The 18,408-nt window shown below is 42.0% G+C and carries 20 protein-coding genes; all 20 read left to right on the top strand.

Annotated features, from left to right (window positions below):
- The first annotated feature begins 17 nt into the window (after positions 1 to 17).
- The 20 genes from AC58VC_RS09175 (at position 18) to AC58VC_RS09080 (ending at position 18,373) form a co-directional block, all read left to right on the top strand.
- Positions 18 to 1,448 carry a flagellar hook-length control protein FliK gene (locus tag AC58VC_RS09175; RefSeq protein WP_497368507.1) on the top strand — a complete coding sequence of 477 codons (1,431 nt, stop codon included), beginning with the start codon at positions 18 to 20 and terminating at the stop codon, positions 1,446 to 1,448.
- A gap of 35 nt (positions 1,449 to 1,483) precedes the next feature.
- Positions 1,484 to 1,927 (top strand): flagellar hook capping FlgD N-terminal domain-containing protein, encoded by a 444-nt coding sequence (locus AC58VC_RS09170; protein ID WP_497368506.1) that lies wholly within the window; start codon positions 1,484 to 1,486, stop codon positions 1,925 to 1,927.
- Complete coding sequence (locus tag AC58VC_RS09165; RefSeq protein ID WP_497368505.1) at positions 1,924 to 2,316, top strand: TIGR02530 family flagellar biosynthesis protein; 393 nt, start codon at positions 1,924 to 1,926, stop codon at positions 2,314 to 2,316. Before AC58VC_RS09170 ends, AC58VC_RS09165 begins: the two co-directional genes overlap by 4 nt.
- Positions 2,317 to 2,411: 95 nt before the next feature.
- Positions 2,412 to 3,233 carry a flagellar basal body rod protein FlgG gene (flgG, locus tag AC58VC_RS09160; protein WP_497368504.1) on the top strand — a complete coding sequence of 274 codons (822 nt, stop codon included), beginning with the start codon at positions 2,412 to 2,414 and terminating at the stop codon, positions 3,231 to 3,233.
- A 60-nt stretch (positions 3,234 to 3,293) separates the two neighbouring features.
- Positions 3,294 to 3,515 carry a flagellar FlbD family protein gene (locus AC58VC_RS09155; RefSeq protein WP_145656465.1) on the top strand — a complete coding sequence of 74 codons (222 nt, stop codon included), beginning with the start codon at positions 3,294 to 3,296 and terminating at the stop codon, positions 3,513 to 3,515.
- The gene (locus AC58VC_RS09150) at positions 3,516 to 4,001 is read left to right on the top strand and encodes a flagellar basal body-associated FliL family protein (protein WP_161405844.1); all 486 of its coding nucleotides are present in this window, start codon (positions 3,516 to 3,518) and stop codon (positions 3,999 to 4,001) included. It abuts the gene before it with no gap.
- Positions 4,002 to 4,037: 36 nt separating this feature from the next.
- Entirely contained in the window at positions 4,038 to 5,036 is a 999-nt protein-coding gene (fliM, locus tag AC58VC_RS09145) for a flagellar motor switch protein FliM (RefSeq protein WP_497368503.1), read from the top strand.
- Positions 5,026 to 6,306: a flagellar motor switch phosphatase FliY gene (gene fliY, locus AC58VC_RS09140; RefSeq protein ID WP_497368502.1), complete on the top strand. Its 1,281-nt coding sequence runs from the start codon at positions 5,026 to 5,028 to the stop codon at positions 6,304 to 6,306. Before fliM ends, fliY begins: the two co-directional genes overlap by 11 nt.
- A 24-nt stretch (positions 6,307 to 6,330) precedes the next feature.
- Positions 6,331 to 6,693 (top strand): response regulator, encoded by a 363-nt coding sequence (locus tag AC58VC_RS09135; RefSeq protein ID WP_127451060.1) that lies wholly within the window; start codon positions 6,331 to 6,333, stop codon positions 6,691 to 6,693.
- A 48-nt stretch (positions 6,694 to 6,741) separates the two neighbouring features.
- Positions 6,742 to 7,371, top strand: a complete 630-nt coding sequence (locus AC58VC_RS09130; protein WP_497368501.1) for a flagellar biosynthetic protein FliO — start codon at positions 6,742 to 6,744, stop codon at positions 7,369 to 7,371.
- A complete protein-coding gene (gene fliP, locus AC58VC_RS09125) occupies positions 7,368 to 8,141 on the top strand; it encodes a flagellar type III secretion system pore protein FliP (protein ID WP_497368500.1) in 774 nt (257 codons plus the stop codon). Before AC58VC_RS09130 ends, fliP begins: the two co-directional genes overlap by 4 nt.
- 26 nt (positions 8,142 to 8,167) lie before the next feature.
- The gene (fliQ, locus tag AC58VC_RS09120; protein ID WP_029195371.1) at positions 8,168 to 8,437 is read left to right on the top strand and encodes a flagellar biosynthesis protein FliQ; all 270 of its coding nucleotides are present in this window, start codon (positions 8,168 to 8,170) and stop codon (positions 8,435 to 8,437) included.
- Between the two features lie 12 nt (positions 8,438 to 8,449).
- Positions 8,450 to 9,247, top strand: coding sequence for a flagellar biosynthetic protein FliR (gene fliR / locus AC58VC_RS09115; protein WP_497368499.1), 798 nt, complete (start codon positions 8,450 to 8,452; stop codon positions 9,245 to 9,247).
- A gap of 14 nt (positions 9,248 to 9,261) precedes the next feature.
- A complete protein-coding gene (gene flhB, locus AC58VC_RS09110; protein ID WP_497368498.1) occupies positions 9,262 to 10,356 on the top strand; it encodes a flagellar biosynthesis protein FlhB in 1,095 nt (364 codons plus the stop codon).
- Positions 10,357 to 10,377: 21 nt separating this feature from the next.
- Positions 10,378 to 12,411, top strand: a complete 2,034-nt coding sequence (gene flhA, locus AC58VC_RS09105) for a flagellar biosynthesis protein FlhA (protein WP_497368497.1) — start codon at positions 10,378 to 10,380, stop codon at positions 12,409 to 12,411.
- Complete coding sequence (gene flhF / locus AC58VC_RS09100) at positions 12,408 to 13,727, top strand: flagellar biosynthesis GTPase FlhF (protein WP_497368496.1); 1,320 nt, start codon at positions 12,408 to 12,410, stop codon at positions 13,725 to 13,727. Before flhA ends, flhF begins: the two co-directional genes overlap by 4 nt.
- A complete protein-coding gene (locus AC58VC_RS09095) occupies positions 13,724 to 14,593 on the top strand; it encodes a MinD/ParA family protein (RefSeq protein WP_497368495.1) in 870 nt (289 codons plus the stop codon). The genes flhF and AC58VC_RS09095 overlap by 4 nt, the downstream gene beginning before the upstream one ends.
- Positions 14,594 to 14,641: 48 nt before the next feature.
- Positions 14,642 to 15,754: a protein-glutamate methylesterase/protein-glutamine glutaminase gene (locus AC58VC_RS09090; RefSeq protein ID WP_497368494.1), complete on the top strand. Its 1,113-nt coding sequence runs from the start codon at positions 14,642 to 14,644 to the stop codon at positions 15,752 to 15,754.
- A gap of 54 nt (positions 15,755 to 15,808) precedes the next feature.
- Complete coding sequence (locus AC58VC_RS09085; protein ID WP_497368493.1) at positions 15,809 to 17,884, top strand: chemotaxis protein CheW; 2,076 nt, start codon at positions 15,809 to 15,811, stop codon at positions 17,882 to 17,884.
- Between the two features lie 27 nt (positions 17,885 to 17,911).
- Positions 17,912 to 18,373, top strand: a complete 462-nt coding sequence (locus AC58VC_RS09080; protein ID WP_497368492.1) for a chemotaxis protein CheW — start codon at positions 17,912 to 17,914, stop codon at positions 18,371 to 18,373.
- The last annotated feature ends 35 nt before the right edge of the window (positions 18,374 to 18,408 follow it).

Genomic DNA, 18,408 nt, shown 5'->3' with positions numbered 1-18,408 from the left:
GAGGTGAATAAATTAAAATGGATGTACAAATACAGACAACACCTACTTCAAATCCTGCATCTACCTCGGCGAATAAGGCGGGAGCGACGGGAACGACTTCTAAAGACGGCTTCAATCAAGTCTTGGACGGTCAATTGTCTCAAGATAGAACAGGTAATGGTGAAGTGAATCCGGCTGACCCAGCACTTTCTCTAGGCATGTTGCTCCAAATGCTTCAGAGCTTGGTAGCACCTATGCAAGGTACTGCTGTGCAGGATGTTAAGCTGGATGAGCAGCCACTTTCTGAAGTTGTTTTGGAGGCTATGAATAGTAATCCAGCACTTGCTGAGCAATTATTGCAGGATCCGAAGGTTCAGCAATGGTTTGAAGATGCAGCGCAACTACTGCAGACGCTAAGCGGAGCTCAACCAAGTCCTTTGGTTAATCTTCCTAGTGCATTAAATCTTCAAACAACTGAAATTTCCAACCTGCAAGCTCAGAATACATTGCTAGCCTTAGCGTCACTGTCTAAGCAGCAACCTGACAATCCGATTGTGAAGTTTCTGAATCAAGATCTTCAAAAAGTCATCCAACCATTACTACCAGAGTTGATGACGAATTTGCAAGGTCAAACGTTGGATTCTGATGCAACTGAGAATACTACTGTAGCTTTGGAAGGTTTGTTGAATAAAAAGGAAGTCACTTCCGCAGATAAGCCAAACCATCACAAGTTAAGTAGTAGAAAAACATCGGATCTGAACATGGATATACTGAACACTGTGACTGTTGTGCAACCAGCTAAGTCAAAATTGGAGCTTCTTGCTCTGAAGAGTGGTTTTCTAAACACACAGGTGAATGCATATTCTACATCAGGAGATGCGGTACCCAATCTTGTAGATCTGCCAACTGATCCAGAAAGTTCTACTAGCTCCGTGGTTACCATCGCTGATTTGCAGAGAACACAGCAGTCTCAGGCAGTTGTTGATAAAGCCGTTGCTCCAACGATGAATGCTGCTAATTTCGCTGAAGAAATGACTGATCATGTACTGAAAAACATGAAGATCACTCTTGCGGACGGTTTCTCCGAAGCTAAATTATCGTTGTTTCCAAAAAATCTGGGGCATATCGATGTGAAAATATCGATGCATGATGGACAGCTGGTCGCACAGTTTGCAGCCGAATCCGCAGCAGCTAAGCAGATGCTGGAAAATCAGCTGCCACAGCTGAGACAAGCTCTTATAACACAAGGTTTGCAAGTCGAAAAGCTTGAAGTTACGCAAAGCCAAAACATGCAATCCAGCATGTTCCAGGACCAGCGTCAGCAACAAACTTTTGCACAGTCTCAACGTCAAAACAAAAATAATTCCGGCAGCATTGAGGTAGAATCACTGGATTTTGATCAAGAAATCGATGCCGTGGCACAAGTCAGGCCGGCTATTCATGGCAATTCCTTTGACGTAACTGCCTAATTGTGTGTCCATTTGATGCAGTTGGAGGTGAAAGTATGGCTGCTAATCCCATCGTAGGTAACGTTTCGGATTTAATCAATGCAGGGAAAAATGCTAAAACGAAAGATAAAGACAACAACGCATTAGGTAAAGACGATTTTCTCAAAATCTTAATTACCCAGCTTCAGAATCAAGATCCAACACAACCATTACAAGACAAAGAGTTCATTGCCCAGATGGCTCAGTTCACTTCCGTTGAGCAGTTGACCAATATGGCTGGTGAAATGAAACTAATGCGTCAATCACTAGGATTTGTTTCAGGTTTGATTGGTAAATCGATCACTTGGGATGAAACGGACTCTACTGGAGCGACTGTCGAACAGTCAGGCGTTGTTGATTCCATTACGTTCAAAGACGGCAATCAATTTGCCACTGTGAAGGGAGTGGAAATTTCTCTAGATAAACTCAAGAAAATTGAGGATGTCGGAGAAACGAAATGACAGAGAGAATATCCATAGGGCAGCTTTATCCTAATGCGGTTTCTCCAGCTTCAAAGAGACGAATACCTGTACAGCAACCGGTATCCACATCCGCAGCCTGTAATCCTACATTTCAAAAGCTTCTTCAGGAGCAATTTGTTCGTTTCAGTCATCATGCAGAAGTTAGGCTGAAAGAGAGAGGCATTCAATTGAAGCCGGAGCAACTCGATAGTCTAAGCAAAGCCATTGATAAAGTAGCTGCAAAAGGTGCAAAGGACGCGCTAATGGTTTTAGGCGGAAATGCATTGATTGTCAATGTTCCTAACCGAACTGTTGTTACTGCGCTTGACGGGAACGCGATGAATGAACATGTTTTTACACAGATAGACAGTGCAATTATTATATCTTAATAAACGGGCTCGACCGAGCAGGAAGCCTGGAGCTGTGGATCGAACGAAGCAGCTCATGTTATACGTTATTTTAATCCGATTAGGAGGCTAGCAAGATGTTAAGATCTTTATACTCTGGTGTTTCAGGTATGCGTGGTTTTCAAACAAAGTTAGATGTTATTGGTAATAATATCGCAAATGTAAACACCATCGGATTTAAAGGTAGCCGTGTTATGTTTAAAGACATTCTTAGCCAAACGGTTTCCGGCGTTAGTGCTGCTGATGAGAACCGTGGCGGTGTGAATGCTCAGCAAGTTGGTTTAGGTGTAAGCGTGGCTTCAATTGACACTGTACATACAGCTGGTAGTGCGATGACGACAAATGTTCCAACAGATTTACGTATTAATGGAGATGGGTTTTTTGCAGTAGGAACAACAGAACAAACGGATGCTCCTTATTTGACGAGATCTGGAAACTTCACCGTAGACCCTTCTAGAAACCTTGTTAATGCAGAAGGGCTTCATGTTATGGGTGCTGACGGTGCAGGCCCAATCGTGATTCCGGATGATATCGTATCCTTCTCCATCTCTCAAAACGGTGACATTATTGGTGTCGACACTACAGGAGCTACAGTAGCAACTGGCCAAAAAATCGGCGTAATCAAAGTCGTTAATCCGTCTGGTCTAGAGAAAATTGGTGGCAATCTGTATCGTATGACAGCGAATGCTAACCCAGAGGGTGCGATTGAAATTGGTGCTCCTGGTAATACAGAAACAGGAACAGGGACACTGATTTCTGGGCAATTAGAAATGTCCAACGTTGATTTGACTGGTGAGTTCACTGAGATGATCATCGCTCAACGTGGTTTCCAAGCAAACTCCCGTATTATCACAACTTCTGATGAAGTGCTTCAAGAGGTCGTTAATCTTAAACGTTAATTTTCATTGAAATGACAGAGGGGAGCTAGTCTCCCCTTAACCTGATGCAGGAGGAGAAGCATGATTTCTCTCACTCGTTTAAACGGTAAAGCCATCATCCTTAATGCTATTTTGATTGAATCGATTGAAGAGACGCCAGACACCATGATTACCTTGACGACAGGCAAGAAAATCACCGTTCTTGAGAAGGCAGAGGTTGTGGTAAGCTTAGTGCGGACCTACATGCAGGAAATTGGCTCAGTTCGAGCGACGATTATGTCAAGGGATGCGGAGGGTTCGTAATTGTTTAAGAATAAAATTTTCATACTGATCGTATCGATTTTAATTGCAATCACTTTAATTTTGACCGCTGCCTTCGTTCTGTGGAATTTTATGGAGAAGAATAATCAATCCAAAGATCCTGCGGTACAAGCACAAGATGCTGTAGCAAGTGTGAAACCGACGAAAGCACCATCTGCTGAAGCGGTTAAGGCAAACACGGCAATCATCAAAGATATTTTAACCAATTTATCGGGCAGCCAAAACTTCATTAAAATTAGTTTCGCTTTTGAACTAGAAAACGCAAAAGGTAAGACTGAATTTGACAGTTTGTTGGACTCCGCAGTGAAAGGGACGATCGTTCAAACACTAGGAGATCTTACAAAGGATCAAATTGAAGGAAGTAAAGGTTCTGATAACTTAACGGCTACGTTAATGAACAAATTAAACCCACTGCTTCATGAAGGTAAAATAAAGCAAATTTGGATAACTGATAAAGTGCTTCAATAAATTCGCTATTGATTTTGCTAAAAGGAGGTGACTCTAATGGTTGATGTTTTGTCGCAAAATGAGATCGATGCCTTGTTGGCTGCATTGTCCTCTGGCGAAATGGATGCGGATGAACTTAAAAAAGAAGATACGCAGAAGAAAGTAAGAGCTTACGACTTTAAAAGGGCTGTACGCTTCTCCAAGGACCACATTCGAAGTTTGACTCGAATTCACGAAAACTTTGCACGGTTCTTAACAACTTACTTCTCAGCGCAGCTCCGTACGTTTGTACAAATTAGTGTGGTTCAGGTTGAACAATTGCCTTATGATGAATTTATTCGTTCGATCCCGAAAATGACCATTTTGAACATCTTTGAAGCGGAGCCTTTAGAGGGTCGGATGGTGCTTGAAGTTCATCCCAATGTTGCCTTTGCTATGTTAGACCGCTTGTTAGGCGGTGCGGGTACAACCCCTACGAAGATTAATGCTTTAACTGAGATTGAAACAATTGTTATGGAACGTATTTTTAGCAGAGCCTTCGAAAGCTTGCAAGAGGCATGGAAAACAGTCATTGATATTCAGCCTAGATTAGAAGCACTTGAAACAAATCCACAGTTTATGCAAATTGTTTCACCTAATGAAACGATCGCATTGATCTCACTGAGCACCAAAATTGGTGATACCACGGGGATGATTAATTTATGCATACCGCATGTGGTCATCGAACCGATTATGCCTCGACTTTCTGTGCATCATTGGTTTGTTTCACAGAAGAAGACGAGAGCACCTGAAGAAGTGGAAGCACTTCAATCCCGCTTGGAAAAAACCAAGCTGCCCCTCATTGCAGAATTGGGTTCGTCCGAAATTTCAATTCGAGATTTCTTAGGCTTAACGGTCGGCGATGTTATCCCGCTGCATAAATCCGTCGAAGAATCGCTTCAAGTCAAAGTGGGCGAGAAGCTGAAATATCTCGGTAGCCCTGGTACCTTAAAAGGAAAGATGGCTGTTCAAATTACAGATATCGTAAATGAAGGAGAAGAAGATTATGACGAATAATAGAGATTATTTGTCCCAGGAAGAGATCGATGCTTTGTTGAGACAGTCTTCGGACGATAGTTCAGCCACTTCTTTTCATGGGTCTCCTCAAGTTGAAGATTTTTTATCTTCATTAGAACAAGACGCACTAGGTGAAATTGGTAACATCACGTTTGGCAGTGCAGCTACAGCTCTTTCTACCTTGCTCGGTAAAAAAGTCGACATCACGACGCCAAAGGTATCGATTATCAGTAAAGATGAATTGCAAGAGCAATTTCCAAAACCACATGTTGCTGTCCATGTCAACTATGTAGATGGCTTCGATGGTATTAACCTGTTAGTGATCAAAACGCGCGATGCTCAAGTCATTGCTGACTTGATGATGGGTGGAGACGGGACTGGCGGAGATGAACATCTCAGCGAAATTCACATTAGTGCCGTGCAAGAAGCGATGAATCAAATGATGGGATCTTCGGCGACATCGATGTCTACCATATTTAATCGATTTGTCAATATCTCACCTCCAGGAATCGACATATTAAATTTGTCGAAAGGAGAAGGAAAACTGCCCGACGAGGACGTATTTATAAAGATATCGTTCCGACTTATCATTGGCGACCTTATTGATTCTAATATCATGCAATTACTACCTGTTCCTTTTGCCAAAGAAATGGTATCGATCCTCATGGGTGGCGATTCTGATTCTTCGATGGAGGTTGCACCTGCTGCTCAAGCGCCGACGCCTTCACCAGCGCCAATGCAGGAAGTACATACACCGCCCCCTGCAGCTGCTCAACCTGTGTATGAGCAACCTATGTATCAACAACAGCAGCCTGTGTATGAACAACCTATGTACCAGCAGCCTATGCAGCCGTCAATGCAACCACCAATGGGGCAGCCGATGTATCCGCCGCAGCAACCCATGTATCAGCAGCCACCTGCTGCATACGGCGGGATGCCAAATCGTAATGTCAATGTTCAGCCTGTGCAGTTCGGTAATCTACAATCAGGTGCATTAGGGCATTCGGATGATACGAACTTGAATTTACTACTGGATATACCGTTAAAGGTAACTGTAGAATTAGGCAGAACACACAAGGTGATTAAAGACATCTTGGAACTCTCTCAGGGATCGATTATCGAATTGGATAAGCTTGCAGGTGAACCGGTAGACATCTTAGTTAACAATAAGCTGATTGCCAAGGGCGAAGTCGTTGTCATCGATGAAAACTTCGGAGTTCGTGTAACCGACATTGTGAACCAGTGGGAACGAATTCAAAAGTTACAATAATTTAATTTTAGGGGGACTTTATTCATGGCTAACCGTATTCTAATTGTTGATGATGCTGCATTTATGAGAATGATGATTCGTGATATTTTGACAAAAAATGGTTACGAGGTTTGTGGAGAAGCGAATGATGGTGCACAAGCTATCGAAAAATACAAAGAGTTGAAACCGGATCTCATTACAATGGATATCACAATGCCTGAGATGGATGGTATTCAAGCATTAAAAGAAATTAAAAAGATTGAACCAAGCGCTAAAGTGATCATGTGTTCGGCGATGGGGCAACAAGCGATGGTTATTGATGCAATTCAAGCTGGTGCAAAAGACTTTATCGTTAAGCCTTTCCAAGCAGACCGTGTTATTGAAGCTATTAAAAAGACTCTAGGTTAAGCCGTCTTCGTTCGGTCGAGTCTTACATACACCGAAAGGAATGTGGATATGAGAAGACTCCGCTCGAAAAGACTGCTAACAGGATTACTTAGTTTAGCCGCAATGTTGTATACAAGGTCCGTCGGTTTTGCTGAAACAGAACCAGGACAAGGACTTCCAACATCGGATTATCCGAGTACCGATCCAACGGGGACGTTTGGTATGATTTTTAAGGTCATATTTTTCTTGATTTTAATCATTCTCCTTTTCTATGTACTTATTAGGTATATAGCAAAGAAAAATAAAGGAACAATGTTTGGGAACTCAATTCGATCTTTAGGTGGAGTTCCCCTAGGCCAAAATAAATCAATTCAAATTGTTGAAATTGGACATTCGCTCTTCGTGGTTGGCGTCGGAGACAACATCCAGCTATTGGATAAAATCAATGACGCCGATGAAGTAGCATACATTACTGAGCTTCTGATTTCTTCTCAGGATGATCGAATGGGATTCGGAACTGTTAGCAAGTGGATTAGTAAACTGCCAATTAGAAAAAAAGACATCGAAGAAGAAGTAGAAATTACTTCAACGTTTCAGCAAGTGTTTCATGATAAGCTGCAGCGTGTAACGAATCGTAACCGAAATGTGGAAGAATGGCTTTCTGATCAAAAACAAAAAGATCGGTTGAATGATGAATGAAACAAAAAAAAATAGTTGTTACACTTCTCATCGTGTTGGTTTCTGTGTTTCTACTCTCTTTGACAGCATCAGCTGCGGAGACTGATCCGAACAATCCGATTCCAGGTTTGAACGTAAACATTGGGACTGGAGGAACTGCCGGAGGCTCTTCCAATACAGTAACGCTTTTGCTGCTGTTAACCGTTTTGAGTCTTGCACCATCTTTTCTCATTTTAATGACTAGTTTTACACGAATCGTAATTGTGCTCGGTTTCGTCCGTACTTCACTAGGCACCCAGCAGATGCCACCTAACCAGGTTCTAATCGGACTCGCTCTGTTTTTAACCTTTTTTATCATGTCTCCAACTCTAGGAGAAGTTAACCAAGTAGCGCTACAGCCCTATATGAAGGGTGAAATCAATCAAACGCAGGCGTTCGAAAAGGCATCATTGCCAATGAAGAAGTTTATGTTCAAGCATACGCGTCAGAAGGATTTAAAGTTATTCTTAGATTACACCAAAGCAAAGGCACCTACAGGCGTAGAAGATATTCCGATTACTTCATTAGTTCCAGCTTATGCGATCAGCGAGTTGAAGTCTGCTTTCCAAATGGGATTTATGATATTCATTCCGTTCCTGGTCATTGATATGGTCGTTTCCAGTACCTTGATGGCGATGGGGATGATGATGTTACCGCCTGTTATGATTTCATTACCATTTAAGATTCTACTTTTTATCTTGGTAGATGGTTGGTATCTTGTAGTGAGATCATTACTCCTAAGCTATAGTTGAGGATCAAGATATCGGAGGTTTCCTAAATGGGTTCGGAATTTGTAATACGTATTGCTGGTGAAGCTGTTTATACGGTGCTTAAAGCAAGTGCTCCCATGCTTATAATTGGGCTTGTAGTAGGTCTGATTATTAGTATTTTCCAGGCGACAACGCAGATTCAAGAACAAACACTAGCTTTTGTTCCCAAAATCGTTGCTGTACTGCTGTCTATCCTCATCTTTGGGCCGTGGATCATGAACACATTGGTTGATTTTACGTTCAATTTACTCAACAACCTTTACAAATTCGTTGGATAGGTTGTGAACGCGATGGCATTAGTTTTTCAGGCAATCCCTATTTTTTTGCTTATCTTTTGTCGAATTACATCGTTCTTTGTCGTGGTGCCGATTTTATCTTCAAGAAATGTGCCCATGATGTTCAAGATCGGTCTTTCCGTATTCATCTCATTTCTTATCTTTGCGAGCATGGGGTTGGATAAACCCATTCCCATGGATGGTGAATATGTTCTTTTGATTATTCGTGAAATGCTGATCGGCATTTTACTTGGTTTTCTTGCCTACATCTTTTTTTCGGTCATTCAAACTGCTGGTTCTTTTATGGATATGCAAATTGGCTTTAGCATGGCAAGCGTAATTGATCCGCTAACAGGAGTTTCATCTCCAATGTTAGGTAACCTCAAATATATGATTGCCGTTCTATTATTTCTTTCATTTGACGGCCATCATTACCTCCTAAGAGCTATCATGGATAGCTACAAGTGGGTTCCGCTGGACAATCAGCTGTTTGCTCGGATGTATAACGGTGAAATCTCTGATTTCTTGTTTCATTCATTGGCCAAAATGTTTTATCTCTCGTTTCAACTTGCTGCACCGATTATAGCTGCTCTTTTCTTAACAGATTTAGGTTTAGGGCTGTTAACCAGAGTTGCTCCGCAATTCAACATTTTTGTTATCGGTGCGCCGCTTAAAATGATTCTGGGCTTTTTCTTGCTCGTTGTTTTATTCCCGGAATTAATATCGCAATTCCAATATTTGTTCTCAACCATTTTCGATAACATGGAGAAGTTGCTCCAAATCATTAGCGGAACACAGCAACCATCTCCCTAAGTAGGAGGAAATCCGTGTCCCAACAACGTCGTTTGCAGCTTGATTTACAATGGTTTGCTGGGGAAAAGACGGAGCCAGCTACGGCGAAGAAAAGGCAAGATGCTCGCCAAAAAGGGCAAGTTGCGAAAAGTATGGACTTACCCGCGGCACTTATCTTACTCCTTTCGTTCATCTCTTTTCTCATGTTTGGCGGGTACATGAAGGAGAGAATGATTAACATTTTTCGAAATGTGTATGAGAATCAACTGACAATGGATATAACGGATAGCAATGTTCATGCGCTTTTCGCTGATCTGCTCAAGCAAGGATTTTATATTTTAGGTCCGATTTTTATTTTAGTAATGGTCATCGCTATTATTGGGAACTATGCGCAAATCGGGTTTTTGTTTATCGGCGAGCCCTTGCTGATGAAATTCAATAAGATTAATCCTTTAGAAGGCTTTAAACGGATTTTCTCTTTGCGGACCGTGATGGAGTTTTTGAAGTCTACTTTGAAAATGACCATCATCGGCTATGTTGTTTACACGACATTAATGGGAGCAAAGGCTAGACTATTGGGCTTGGGACATACTCCGCTCGAAAGCACGTTTTCGTTTATCGCTTCACTGACTTTAAAGTTGGGGATAAAAATAGGCGCCGTTCTCGTTGTGCTTGCCATTTTTGACTATATTTATCAAAAATACGAACATGAGAAAAGTCTTAAAATGTCAAAACAGGACATTAAAGATGAATACAAGAAAAGTGAGGGAGATCCCCTTATCAAAGGAAAGATCCGTTCGAAGCAGCGTCAGATGGCGATGCAGCGAATGATGCAGGAAGTACCCAAAGCGGATGTCATTATTACGAACCCAACTCACTTTGCAGTGGCCCTGAAATATGATTCCACCAATATGCAAGCCCCTACCGTTATTGCGAAAGGCGCTGACTACGTAGCATTGAAAATCAAAGAAGTTGCCAAGACCAACGGTATCATTACGATGGAAAATAAACCGCTTGCTCGTGCGATCTTTGCACAGGTGGAAATAGGAGACTCGATTCCGGCTGAGCTGTTCCAAGCTGTCGCAGAAGTGTTGGCGTATGTATATAAAATGAAGGGCAAGACGAATTAAAGAGAAGGGAGGTACAATCTAGTGAAAGTCAAGGATTTGTTCGTTCTCATAGGCATTATTGGTATTGTTTTAATGATGATTGTACCAGTTCCAATCCCTTTGTTGGATTTTCTTCTAATCATTAACATCTCTATTGCTTTGATGATTATCTTGGTTGCCATGAATACGCAAGAAGCCTTGCAATTCTCTATTTTTCCATCCTTACTACTGATCACAACGTTGTTTCGATTAGCTCTAAACGTTTCTACAACTCGAAACATTTTGTCTCATGCAGAAGCAGGCGACGTGGTCAGAACTTTTGGTTCTTTCGTAGCGCAAGGAAATATCGTCGTGGGATTTGTCGTATTCCTTATCCTTGTTTTGGTTCAATTCATCGTAATTACCAAAGGTTCTGAGCGCGTTGCCGAAGTCGCAGCAAGATTTACGCTCGATGCGATGCCAGGTAAACAAATGAGTATCGATGCCGATTTAAATGCCGGGTTGATTAACGAGGTTCAAGCCCGGGAACGTAGACAAAAAATTGAGCGAGAAGCAGATTTTTACGGGGCAATGGATGGTGCCAGCAAATTCGTAAAAGGAGATGCTATTGCTGGTATTGTCATTTTGGTCATCAATTTGATTGGTGGCTTTATTATCGGGATGACGATGAAAGGTATGGACTTCTCGGAAGCCCTTCAAACCTTCTCGATTCTAACGATTGGGGATGGACTAGTTTCCCAAATTCCTGCACTACTGATTTCAACGGCTGCTGGTATTATCGTTACAAGAGCATCTTCCGAAGGGAACTTAGGCCATGATGTTACTAAGCAATTAACTGCACAGCCTAAACTTCTTTATATTGTTGCAGGTACTTTAGTAATGTTAGGGATTTTCACACCAATCCATTGGTTTACGACTTTTCCGATTGCCGGATTGTTGGTTTTCGCCGGTTACAAAATGCAAAAAAACTTGGAACGAGAAGCTATCAAAGAAGAACAATTGGTTGAAGAGCAACAAATTGAGGAAGTTCGAAGTCCCGAAAGTGTTATCTCCTTACTGCAAGTCGATCCGATTGAGTTTGAGTTTGGTTATGGCTTAATTCCACTCGCGGATACACAGCAAGGCGGAGATTTACTTGACCGAATTATATTGATTCGTAGGCAATGTGCACTTGAATTGGGGGTAGTCGTTCCTGTTATTCGGATACGAGATAATATTCAATTACGCCCGAATGAGTATATCATCAAAATTAAAGGCAATACAGTAGCACGTGGCGAACTACTCCTTAATCACTATCTGGCAATGAGCCCAGGAATTGATGATGATTCAATTGCTGGAATTGAGACAACAGAGCCTGCTTTTGGGTTGCCTGCCATCTGGATTGATGAAGTAACCAAAGAGCGAGCCGAGTTATCGGGATATACAGTTGTTGATCCTCCATCTGTAGTGGCCACTCATCTTACAGAAGTTATTAAGAAACACACACATGAGCTTCTTGGACGCCAAGAAACGAAAGCGCTCATTGATAATGTTCGCGACTCCTACCCTGCACTTGTTGATGATCTTATCCCATCCGTTTTGTCGATTGGTGATGTTCAAAAGGTGTTAGCTAAGCTGCTTAAAGAGAAAATATCGGTTCGCGACTTGGTTACTATTTTGGAGACACTTGCCGATTATGGCACGTATACGAAGGATCCTGAGATCTTGACGGAATATGTCAGACAATCACTATCTAGACAAATCACGCAGCAATTCACTTCACTAGGAGATTCATTGAAAGTAATCACAGTAGGTCCGTCAGTGGAAAAGAAAATTGCTGATTCTGTGCAGCAGTCCGATCAGGGGAGTTATTTAGCGCTGGATCCATCTTCATCTCAAATTATTTATCATCGCGTAAGTGAACAAGTAAGTAAATTAATTCAATCAGGCCAACAACCTGTTATTTTAACATCACCAACAATTCGAATGTATTTGAGACAACTGCTTGAAAGAACACTGCAAGATATTCCTGTTTTATCGTACAGCGAATTAGAGCCTAGCGTAGAAATTCAGAGCATGGGGGTAGTCAATTTATGAGAGTAAAAAGATATGTCGTTGATTCCATGCCTGATGCACTACAGAAAATTCGCACAGATCTAGGGAAGGATGCAGTGATACTTAATACCAAAGAAATTCGCACAGGCGGATTTCTTGGTATGTTCGGAAAGAAAAAGATTGAGGTTATAGCTGCCATTGATAATACCAGTTCGAATGCAGCCCCAACGGCATCTAAGGTTTCGCCTCAGCTTCATCAACAACAGAAACAACAACCATTGATTTCTCAAGTATATGCGTCAAAGTCTCAACCTCATCAATCTGATTTTCCGGATGTCCCGGATGTGCTCGCGAATGTTTCAGTAGCAAATGAACCTATTGCAGCAAAATATGGCGTGGATATGCAAACAACTATAGCGCAATCGTCGCATCAGACGTATACACCAGCTTCGGTTAATGCACCTAATAAGATTAGCTATCATAAGGATGAGCAGCTTATCGAGGAACTCAAACAGATGAAAGAGATGATGAAGAAGCTAACGCAAGCTTCTGATGTGTTCGCTCTCCCTGAACCTTTACAAAAGCTCGAACAGCGATTAAGTGATCAAGAAGTAGATCCAAAGTTGATTCGTCAAATTATGGATGAGACAGTCGCTGATTTTCAACTTGCCGATGAACCAGTAACAGACGAGAATGCTATACAAATCGTTAAGGCTAAACTAGGTCAGGTTTTTCAGTCCGAACATGGCAAGAAAATCGCACCGAACACGCGAGTTGTGCATTTTGTGGGCCCGACCGGCGTGGGTAAGACGACGACAATTGCCAAGCTTGCTGCTGAACAAGTGCTGAAGTATCAACGGAAGGTTGGTTTTATTACTTCAGACACCTACCGAATCGCAGCTATCGAACAACTAAAAACGTATGCCACCATTCTGAATGTTCCATTAGAAGTTGTGTTTTCACCGCAAGATTTAGTAAAAGCATTTCAAAACTTAGCAGAATGCGATATTATTTTCATGGATACAGCCGGTCGCAATTTCCGTAATGAAATGTACGTCTCAGAGCTCAATTCCTTGCTCAAGACACAAGGCAGCAGCGAGACAATACTAGTACTAAGCTTAACAACGAAATATAGAGACATGAAGGCAATTACGAATAACTTTAACAAATTTAAGCTGGATAAAGTCATTTTCACCAAAATGGATGAGACGGATTCTTACGGAGCTATTGTTAATATTGTTCATGAGTTCTCTCTTCAGATTTCGTATGTGACCAATGGTCAAAGCGTGCCTGATGACATAACGGAATTGAACGAGTGGCAAATCATTGATTTGTTATTGGAGGAACCTAGGGCATGAAGGATCAAGCAGAAGGGTTACGGAACCTGGTTCAAATTCAGAATGATAAAGGCACAAAAACTACCAGGATTATTACCGTGACTAGCGGAAAGGGCGGCGTAGGGAAATCGAATGTTACGCTTAACTTTGCTTTAGCGCTTCAGTCTCAAGGTTATAAGGTTCTTGTTTTTGATGCTGACATAGGGCTTGCCAATATTGATGTACTGATGGGCATTTCCTCTAAGTACAATTTGTATCACTTGTTAAAAAAGGAAAAAACCATTTGGGAAATCATCCAAAAGGGTTCAAATGATTTGGATTTTATCGCAGGCGGCTCTGGTTTCAATGATTTGCTTCGTTTAACGGAAGATGAGCTGGACTACTTTGCCGAACAAGTTATGCAGCTTAACGGTTACGTGGATTTCATCATTTTTGATACTGGTGCTGGTTTGTCAAAAGAAACATTGAAATTCATTCTTGCGGCTGAGGAAACTTTCGTCGTAACGACTCCAGAGCCAACTTCTATTACAGATGCTTATGCGATTATCAAAATGGTTAATTCGATGGGGCACAATGTGTCCTTCAAACTAATAGTGAACCGGGTGACAGATCGGAAGGAAGGCAAGCAAACTGCTGACAAAATCGCTTTAGTAGCTAAACAATTCCTAGGAATTCAGATTCCTACACTGGGGTTCGTGGAAGACGATGCGTCAGTGTCAAAAGCTGTGAAAAAGCAAATTCCCTTTACCGTTGCGTTTCCCAACTCGGATGCGGCTAGAAGTCTGCAGTCACTTGTAGAAGATTATATTAAAGGTTATCGCGTTGTTGAAACTACTTCACCTGGTGTCAAGGGCTTTTTGAATAAAATGATGAAACTTTTGAAATAGGAATTTCGCGAGTTATGTCGAATTAGCACATAAAGGGAGGGAAACAGCATGGCACTATATAACATACTAGTTGTAGATGACTCCGTCTTTATGCGAAAAATAATAAGCGATCTGATTTCAGATAATCCTCAGTATAACATCATTGGAACAGCCAAAAACGGACAAGAAGCTATTGAACAAGTGAAGCTTTTACGACCTGATGCCGTCACAATGGATGTAGAAATGCCTGTGATGAACGGTCTGGATGCGTTACAGCGCATTATGGCTGAGCAGCCAACTCCGGTGATTATGATTAGCTCCTTAACCGAGGAAGGGGCAGCAGAAACGATAAAAGCGCTTGAATGGGGTGCTGTCGACTTTATTCGAAAGCCATCGGGTTCGATCTCTCTGGACTTATATAAAGTAAAGCAGCTGCTGCACGAAAAGCTGCAGATGGCTGTTCGAACCAAGTTGAGATCATTTCAGCCCATTCAACAGGCTCCCGTGTCACCGAGAAGCAATTTAGCACCGCTTCAACTCAATAAAGTCGGCACGTTGAAGCAGCCAGATACGAAGAAAGCATTAGCAGAAAATTCAACGAATTTTGAGCATCTTGTTGCAATTGGAACTTCAACGGGTGGACCACGAGCCTTACACCAAGTGATCTCCAATATCCCAGCTGGCTTTCCTGCTCCAATCCTAATTGTTCAACATATGCCGCCTAATTTCACAAAGTCATTAGCACAGCGTTTGAACGACATCTCTCAGATCCAAGTTGTTGAGGCAGCAGAGGGAGATGTGCTCAAAACGGCAACTGCTTATGTGGCACCTGGAGGTTGGCATATGATTGTATACAAAGATGTTAACAAAACATACAAAATTAAATTAACTAAAGAAGATCCTCGTTCTGGCCACCGTCCTTCGGTGGATGTCATGTTTGAGTCCTTGCTTGGCCTGAATGAGTTGAAGAGGCACATCGTCCTGATGACGGGGATGGGTAGCGATGGCGCCAGAGGAATGCTTTCCTTGAAGCAATCGGGAGCAGTGACAACCATTGCTGAGTCCGAAGAAACGTGTGTCGTTTATGGTATGCCACGGGCTGCAGTAGAAATGCAGGCAGCTATGCATGTAATCCCACAGCAAAATATTGCTGCCCGCTTGACACAATGTGTACTTCCTTAATTGATGGAACAATGCAAGCAAGCTACTTAAAGATCCTATTGGAGGTGTGTGGTTTTGGAACTTAGTCAATATTTATCCATGTTTATCGATGAGTCGAAAGAACACTTGCAATCTTTGAATGAAAACTTACTAAGTTTAGAAAGCAACCCTCAAGATATTAGCATAGTACATAATATTTTTCGTTCTGCACATACGTTGAAGGGCATGTCTGCGACAATGGGATTTGAGGATATCGCTTCTCTTACGCATGAAATGGAAAACGTTCTAGATATGGTCCGCAACAGTAAAATCGAAATGAATCCATTCATTTTTGATTGTATTTTTAAAAGTTTAGATTCGTTAGAATCCATGGTAGAAGACATTATTCAAGGCGGCACTGGAAAAGCTGATGTTACTCCAATTGTAGTATCACTACGATCCATTGTGACCGGTGAATACAAAACAGCTTCAGCAACAGTTGTTGCAGCAGTTAAGGAACCAGCTAAAGGCATTGAAGTAGATGAATTTCAATTTTCCATTCTTCAGCAATCCATTGATGCGGGTTTTCTAGTTTTCTACATAGAAGTTAACGTCAATGAGAATTGTGTATTGAAAGCCGCGCGTGCTTATATGGTCTTCGATGCATTGGAGAGAATGGGTGAGATTGTCAAAGCGACGCCATCTGTTCAAGAGATCGAGCAAGAGAAATTTGATCGCTCATTCTCGCTCTATTTTATATCGAAAGTGGATCAGGCTACTCTAGAAAAAGAGATTCTTAGCGTCTCAGAGATAGAATCTGCCGTAATTATTACGGTTGACTCTGAGTCTCTGGTTGAATTGTCTCGTCCTCGCAATGAAGTAGAGGCAGCAAGACAAGAAATCGCTGCTGCTGTAGCAGCTGTTGAGGTACCAACTCCAGCTATTTCTGTTGCTAGCACACCGGCTGCGGTAGAACCTGCGGCAGCAGGATCGAAGCCGGCAGCTGGTGGTGCCCCTGTTGCAAGCCGTACGATTCGTGTCGATATAGAGCGACTAGACGCATTGATGAATCTTTTTAGTGAATTGCTGATTGATCGTGTACGTTTGGAACAACTGGCTAGTGAAGTTAAGCGCAATGATTTAACAGAAACAGTAGAACACATGTCTAGAGTTAGCAGCGACTTGCAAAATATTGTTCTAAAACTTCGCATGGTGCCCGTCGATTCCGTATTCAATCGTTTCCCGCGGATGATAAGGGATTTGGCGAAATCACTAGATAAGAAAGTAGATCTAGTGATCACTGGCGCAGAAACCGAATTAGACCGTACTGTTATTGATGAGATTGGTGACCCGCTTGTCCACTTACTGCGTAATGCTGTTGATCATGGTATTGAGTCAATCAGTGACCGTATAGCTGCAGGAAAAAGTGAACATGGAACCATCCAACTTCGTGCCTTCCATAGTGGGAATCATGTATTTATCGAAATAGAAGAAGATGGAAAAGGCATTTATAGGGAGAAAGTATTAAAAACGGCGCTGAAAAATGGACTTGTAACTGCTGAACAAGCTGCAAAGCTGACGGATAAGGAAGTTTACAACTTACTGTTCGCTTCAGGTTTCAGTACGGCCGAAAAAATCTCAGACATCTCTGGTCGCGGCGTGGGGCTTGATGTCGTGAAAACTAAGATTCAAATGCTTGGTGGACATGTACAAGTCGATTCGAAGCCAGGCGTAGGCAGTAAATTCTCTGTTCAACTCCCGCTCACACTTTCTATTATTTCGGCTATGTTAGTTCGACTTGGCAGTGAGAAATATGCGATTCCTTTATCTTCTATCGTGGAAACTTCAGCGATTCAGAAAAATCAAATTCGCAACATCCATGGTAACAAAATGGTGGATTACCGCAAGTCAGTTATTCCTCTTGTATCTTTGAGCACATTGTTTGAAGTTCCGGATTTCAATGAGGATCTTGAAGAGGAAACAGAAATTGTCGTTGTTCGCAAAGGGGACAAGCAAGTGGCACTGATGGTTGATGAGTTTATCGGCCAGCAAGAGATTGTTCTCAAAACATTAGGTAAGTATTTAACAGGACTATTTGCTATCTCGGGCGCTACGATTCTTGGTGATGGGCAAGTAGCTTTGATTATTGATCCAAACGCATTGATTAAATAAATACATAATTCTAGGGAGGATATTACAATGGGAGAAGAAAAGAAAGTAATCGTCTTCGCACTTGGATCGGAAGAGTATGGCGTGGAAGTCGAGAAAGTCAGAACGATTGAAAGAATGCAGCCAATGACGCGTGTTCCAAAAGCACCTGAATTTGTTAAAGGCGTAATTAATCTCCGTGGTGTTGTTATTCCGATTATCAATCTGCGCTCCCGATTTGGACTTGAAGAGCAAGCGACTTCAGATGCTTCTCGTATTATCATCGTATCAGCAGGTGAATTTGAAGTGGGCTTAATCGTAGATTCAGCTAATGACGTCATTGACCTGGATACGGATAACATTGATACTCCACCAGAAATTGTTGGCGGCATCAAAGCGAAGTATCTCGATGGGATTGCGCGTGTCGGCGAGGAAAGATTGCTAGTTCTGCTTAATTTAGAGCAGGTTTTAAACCGCGACGAAATTCTTCAGTTAGAAAGATTAGGGGAATAGCTTGTGGACGTTTTTAGCCAGTTGGCAGATTTTCA

The organism is Paenibacillus sp. J22R67 (genome assembly GCF_059692175.1).
This window is presented reverse-complemented; position numbering and strand designations above follow the sequence as displayed.